This window comes from Bartonella sp. AA74HLJMH (assembly GCF_042197045.1).
GTDB lineage: Bacteria > Pseudomonadota > Alphaproteobacteria > Rhizobiales > Rhizobiaceae > Bartonella.
The window spans coordinates 1-5,139 of the sequence record NZ_JBHIRJ010000041.1 but is presented as its reverse complement, the minus strand read 5'-3'; the positions used below and the strand labels follow the sequence as shown (position 1 = coordinate 5,139).

The following is a 5,139-nucleotide window of genomic DNA, read 5'->3' as shown; positions in this document are numbered from 1 at the left end:
TATGTAACAGAAGTCATATTGCCTCAGTACAAAGGCGAGTTAAAGCTTTTAGATGGCAAAAATGATGATAATCAAGAGCAGTCATCTGCTTATGACAGAAGCATTTACAGACCTCTTGATACGTCTCATACCGTTATGAATGATAGCGTTCCTTTTTAAACAGAAGGTGCTTTAATGGATAGTAAAAAGAAGTCTAGGGTTAGTACAGAAGAATCTGAACCCGTTTATATGCTTACAGAGAATGATATAGAGCTGTTAAGAGATTGTATGTCATCTACATCAATGAGTTATTACAGTATAGTGATGGGTGCTTTATTGAGTACACTTTTCATTCTGCTCTTAAAACTTTCTTGGGATCAAAGTCACTTAAAACTTAAGTTAGGTGTTGCTGCTGTAATATGCATTTTAGTGGTTTTATTGTTCTTTTTAAATCGAATTTCATGGTCAAGATCAGAGAGAATTTGGCAAGATATTAAACAGACATCTGAGGACATAAGTGAAAAAAAACAAAAAGAGGGGACGCCCTAAAATAGCAGGGCAGCTAAGAGAACCAAACGGACGCATCTCACGTGCAAAAGCACCGCGTGAAGCCGTTGTTAAATTGGCAATAGAAATGCGTGCAAAGCGCTTCGGTTTAACGCTACAAGAGGCAAAAAATCCACTTTCTGGTACCTATATCGGGCGGCTTTGCTTGCAAGGCGTGCTTACACAAGAGCAATATGACGCCGCCCAGCAATATCTACAGATAAGAAACGATTACCTTTGTGCAAAAGGCTTGCCTAATGCGATTTATGACGAAATGCCGTCATCTTCAGATGATAAGGCAAGAGATAAGTGGGTAGCATTTGCAACAGAGCAGTTTATAAACACGCAAGAGGCACTAAAAGAAGCACAATGCCTCTATAGACAGTATAATCTTCATGCTGCGCTACAGTACCTCGTGATAGAAGATCAAATGTTACCACATCTTGTGAATTCGCTGCGTGTTGCTCTTAATGTGCTTCAGAAACATTTTGATCGTAAATGACAATCTCTATTACGGTTTCATTATATCATATATCGTTGGTAAGTCTCTGCAAAATCTAGCGACTTGTTTAGTGTTTTCATAATCACCGGTGCTCACGTCAGATACTACAACTATCATTTGTGTTTTGGGGCTAATGCCAGTTCCAGTCGAATTACTAAGAAATTTTTTTGCATAATAAATCATTGGATTTTTGCTGTTATTGGATTCGTTGTATGCCCACATAAAATCTCTTTCACTCCAATTATGTTCATAACGTAAACGACTTATTACATTGGGTAGCATTGCCCATGACATTTCTTCATTATACTCACCCCGCAATAAATTCACAAAGCGTCCACATAAAATAACGAATACGTGACGATGCAATACAGGATCAAATTTGGAAGGCATCTTATGATGGCCACGGCTGTATACAAATTCTTGTGCTTGGCTTAGCTTATTAAAATGCGTAAAGCCAGTATATTCTTTACTCGCGTATTTGTCGTAAAGTTGATTATACTTCTCTATAGTATCTACACTTGTAAACATACGCGTCAATTTGTCTATAAATCCAAATGACGCTGATGCAGGTAGCGCTGATATAGAAAAGAAAGCTATAAATGTTATGATGCGTGTTATGGATAATGATTTCATTATTTTGGATCCTTAATTATTCATAAGCGCTGTTTAACCGATTCCCTTTGAAATTATCAATATGTGTTATTTTAGTGTTGACAAAGTGTAGCAAATCGTATTTAATGACGTTGCTGTACTTGGTCGTACTGTATCTAGACGAGAGGCAGTGCAGTTTGGAATCCCCGCAAATGCGGGGTTTTTTATTATCTGGAGGGGTATTTTATGACATCAGAAAATACACATCAGGCTCCACAACCCATTAAAAAGCGTATACCCCCAAAGGCAGGTCAAGGGCGTGTCAAAGGCGTTCCAAATAAAGTGACGCGCATTTTAAAAGAAGCAGTGGTTAAGGCTGCTGAGAATGCTGGGAATAAAATTGGCAAGGATGGTTTGATCTCTTATTTGGAAAAACAGGCTATGGAATGTCCAGCGGCTTATTTAGCGTTGCTTGGTAAGGTGTTGCCTTTACAGGTAACAGGTGAAGATGGGGGAGCCATTAAGGTGATAACGCGTGTAGAAATCGCGCCTTTGGTCAATGACAACACGACAGATTAGTATTGTTCCAAAGCTTATACCGATTTTTACAGATAAGGCTTTGGTGCGTGCTGCTTGGGGTGGACGAGGGTCTGGAAAGACAAGATCATTTGCATTGATGGCTGCTTTAAAAGGCTATCAATTTGGTATGCAGGGGATATCGGGGACCATTCTTTGTGCACGTCAGTTTCAAAATTCGCTAGCAGAAAGTTCATTGGAGGAGATTAAACGCGTCATTGAAGCGCACGACTTTTTAAAGGACTATTACAAGGTTGGGGAGTCGTCGATTAAGTCGATAGATGGTCGTATAGCCTTTCAGTTTTCTGGTCTGGACCGGAATATTGCAAGTATCAAGTCTATGGGGCGTATTTTGCTTTGTTGGGTTGATGAGGCAGAGCCCGTTACAGAGACGGCTTGGCAAACGCTTATACCGACGTTGCGAGAAGAAGGAGAGGGATGGCGGGCAGAGTTATGGGTGACATGGAACCCGTTGCGAGAGAATGCCCCCGTTGAGAAGCGGTTTCGCTTTTCAGACAATGAGGCAATCAAACGTGTTGAGATCAACTGGTCAGACAACCCGAAGTTTCCTAAGATCTTGAATGAAGCGCGGCTTGATGATCTGAGAAACCGTCCAGAGACCTATAAGCATATCTGGGAAGGGGCTTATCTTACAGCGGTTCAAGGCGCTTATTATCAAAAGGAAATGTTGGCAGCCGAGCAAGAGGGGCGGATAGGGCGTGTTGCTCGTGATCCTTTAATGCAGATACGCGCCTTTTGGGATATTGGGGGGACAGGCGCCAAGGCAGATGCCACGGCGATATGGATAGCGCAATTTGTTGGTAGAGAGATCAGAGTGCTTAATTATTACGAAGCACAGGGACAGCCGTTATCGGAACATATCGGTTGGTTGCGTCAAAATGGTTATGAGAAGGCATTGATGGTTCTCCCCCATGACGGTGCGACCAGAGACCGTGTGCATAATGTGAGTTTTGAGAGCGCTCTTAAACAGGCAGGCTTTCAAACAAAAGTTATCCCTAATCAGGGAGCAGGGGCTGTTAAGATACGTATAGAAACAGTCCGCCGTGTTTTGCCTTCTGTTTGGTTTAATGAGAAGACGACAGTAGCAGGACGTAAGGCACTGAACTGGTATCACGAGAAATGGGATGAGAAGCGTAATATTGGCTTGGGAGCAGAGCATGATTGGTCCAGTCATGGGGCAGATGCCTTTGGACTGATGTGTATTTCATACAAACCACCAAAAGAAATACAAAAGCGACCAGCTTATAGCGGCAGAATGGAATATGAGAGTACCTCATGGATGGCAGAATGATGCATGATGATGAACGTTTAGAAAAAGACAGCAATGTATCTGATCTCTCTCATGAAGGTTTGTTTCGTAAGCTTGTGAGCTGGTACAAAGAAGATGTGGAGCATGTGAACAAATGGCGTGAACATGCGCGGGAGGATTTTGGTTTTTACAATGGTGATCAATGGAATGAAGAAGATTTATCGGCGTTAAAAAAGCAACGCCGCCCCGTTATGACTTTTAATCGTATTGCTCCGCTTGTGAATGCTGTTGTGGGTTCAGAACGCAACAATAAGCGAGAAGTGCAATTCATTCCTCGTCAAATAGGGAAGGCATTGCCAAGTGAATTGCTTACAGGAGCAGCAGAATGGTTTCGCGACATGGCACATGCTGAATATGCAGATAGTGATGCTTTCCAAGATGCTGTCATTTGTGGAATGGGGTGGACTGATACCCGCCTTGATTATGAGAACAGCCTCGATGGTGAACCGGTCATTACGCGTTTAGATCCTTTAAAAATGGTCTGGGATAGTGCGGCAGTGCAACCGAATTTAACCGATGCACAACGTTTGTGGTATGTAGACCGCAAGCCGTTAGAAGTAGCTAAGCAGATGTTTCCCAAATCTCATTGGACAGAGCTGAGTGCAGATTGGGCAAGGGATGGGAGCTCTCATGAAGGTGTTCACCATAATGATCTTGATTATTACAGTGATGAAGGGAGCATTGATGTTGAAAACGGTCGTCGGATGGTCACGCTTGTTGAATGCCGTTGGTTTGAAAGCGAGCGATATTACAAAGCGCCCGATTTAAGCACTGGAGAACTTCGTGATTATAGCGAAGAAGAATTTAAGCAGCTCCAGTGCATGATGCCCGATATCCAAGGGGCAGCTTTCAATAAAAAGGTTGTAAGACGTGCTTTTTTAGGGAGAAAGTTGCTTGAATCCCCCGATCAACCTTTAGTTCCAGCTGGTCAATTGGGTTGGGAGTGTATAACGGGGTATTTTGACAAGATAGAACGGCAATTTTATGGGGTTGTGCGCCCGACAAAAGATCCACAACGGTGGGCGAATAAATATTTCAGTCAAGTGATGTATATCCTTAATAGCCAATCCAAAGGGGGGCTTATTGTCGAGGAAGGGGCGTTTAAGGACATCAGGCAGGCTATGCAAGATTGGGCGCGGGCTGATGCGTTGCTAGTTGCTGAAGATGGCGCTCTTGCAGAAGGCAAGATACAACCAAAGCCTGTAGCACAGTTTCCAGAGGGCTTTTTCCAGCTGTTTAATGAAGCTAAGGAAGCAATTAATCAGGTGACGGGTTTATCGCCCGAATTCATTGGCACAAGAGAAGTGACACAAGCGGGTATTTTGGAGGCACAACGACGCCAATCCAGTTTAAATCTGCTTGCTTGTCTGTTTGATGGCTTACGTTTGTATCGCAAGCGGCAAGGTAAGATTATTTTGCACCTTATACAGAATTACTTGTCCGATGGGCGTTTGGTACGGATATCTGGTGAGGAGAATGCGCAATATATTCCATTGACGCGTGAAGAAGTAACGAGTGTCGAGTATGACATTGTTGTCGATGATGCTCCAACCAGCCCGAATGAGAAAGAGCGTACCTTTGGCATTATCACGCAATTATTACCGTTGCTTCAAAA

6 protein-coding genes and 1 pseudogene are annotated in these 5,139 nt (G+C 42.9%); 6 read left to right on the top strand and 1 reads right to left on the bottom strand.

Annotated elements, in window-relative coordinates; genetic code table 11:
* From ACFINH_RS09040 to ACFINH_RS09030, 3 genes and pseudogenes are all read left to right on the top strand, one after another.
* A pseudogene (locus tag ACFINH_RS09040) lies at positions 1–159 on the top strand (single-stranded DNA-binding protein); the annotation flags it as partial.
* Between the two features lie 15 nt (positions 160–174).
* Positions 175–528 carry a hypothetical protein gene (locus ACFINH_RS09035; protein WP_375613771.1) on the top strand — a complete coding sequence of 118 codons (354 nt, stop codon included), beginning with the start codon at positions 175–177 and terminating at the stop codon, positions 526–528.
* Complete coding sequence (locus tag ACFINH_RS09030; RefSeq protein WP_375632792.1) at positions 497–1,027, top strand: hypothetical protein; 531 nt, start codon at positions 497–499, stop codon at positions 1,025–1,027. The genes ACFINH_RS09035 and ACFINH_RS09030 overlap by 32 nt, the downstream gene beginning before the upstream one ends.
* Before the next feature lie 9 nt (positions 1,028–1,036).
* On the opposite strand, the gene ACFINH_RS09025 is transcribed toward ACFINH_RS09030, so the two are convergent.
* Complete coding sequence (locus tag ACFINH_RS09025; RefSeq protein ID WP_026017333.1) at positions 1,037–1,660, bottom strand: hypothetical protein; 624 nt, start codon at positions 1,658–1,660, stop codon at positions 1,037–1,039.
* 204 nt (positions 1,661–1,864) lie between these two features.
* On the opposite strand from ACFINH_RS09025, the gene ACFINH_RS09020 reads away from it, so the two are divergent.
* The 3 genes from ACFINH_RS09020 to ACFINH_RS09010 form a co-directional block, all read left to right on the top strand.
* Positions 1,865–2,197, top strand: a complete 333-nt coding sequence (locus ACFINH_RS09020; protein ID WP_375632789.1) for a hypothetical protein — start codon at positions 1,865–1,867, stop codon at positions 2,195–2,197.
* On the top strand, positions 2,178–3,506 hold the full coding sequence (locus ACFINH_RS09015; RefSeq protein ID WP_375632787.1) for a PBSX family phage terminase large subunit: 1,329 nt from the start codon (positions 2,178–2,180) through the stop codon (positions 3,504–3,506). The genes ACFINH_RS09020 and ACFINH_RS09015 overlap by 20 nt, the downstream gene beginning before the upstream one ends.
* Positions 3,491–5,139, top strand: a 1,649-nt coding sequence (locus ACFINH_RS09010; protein WP_375632785.1) for a portal protein, incomplete at its 3' end; no start/stop codon positions are given. The genes ACFINH_RS09015 and ACFINH_RS09010, both read left to right, overlap by 16 nt.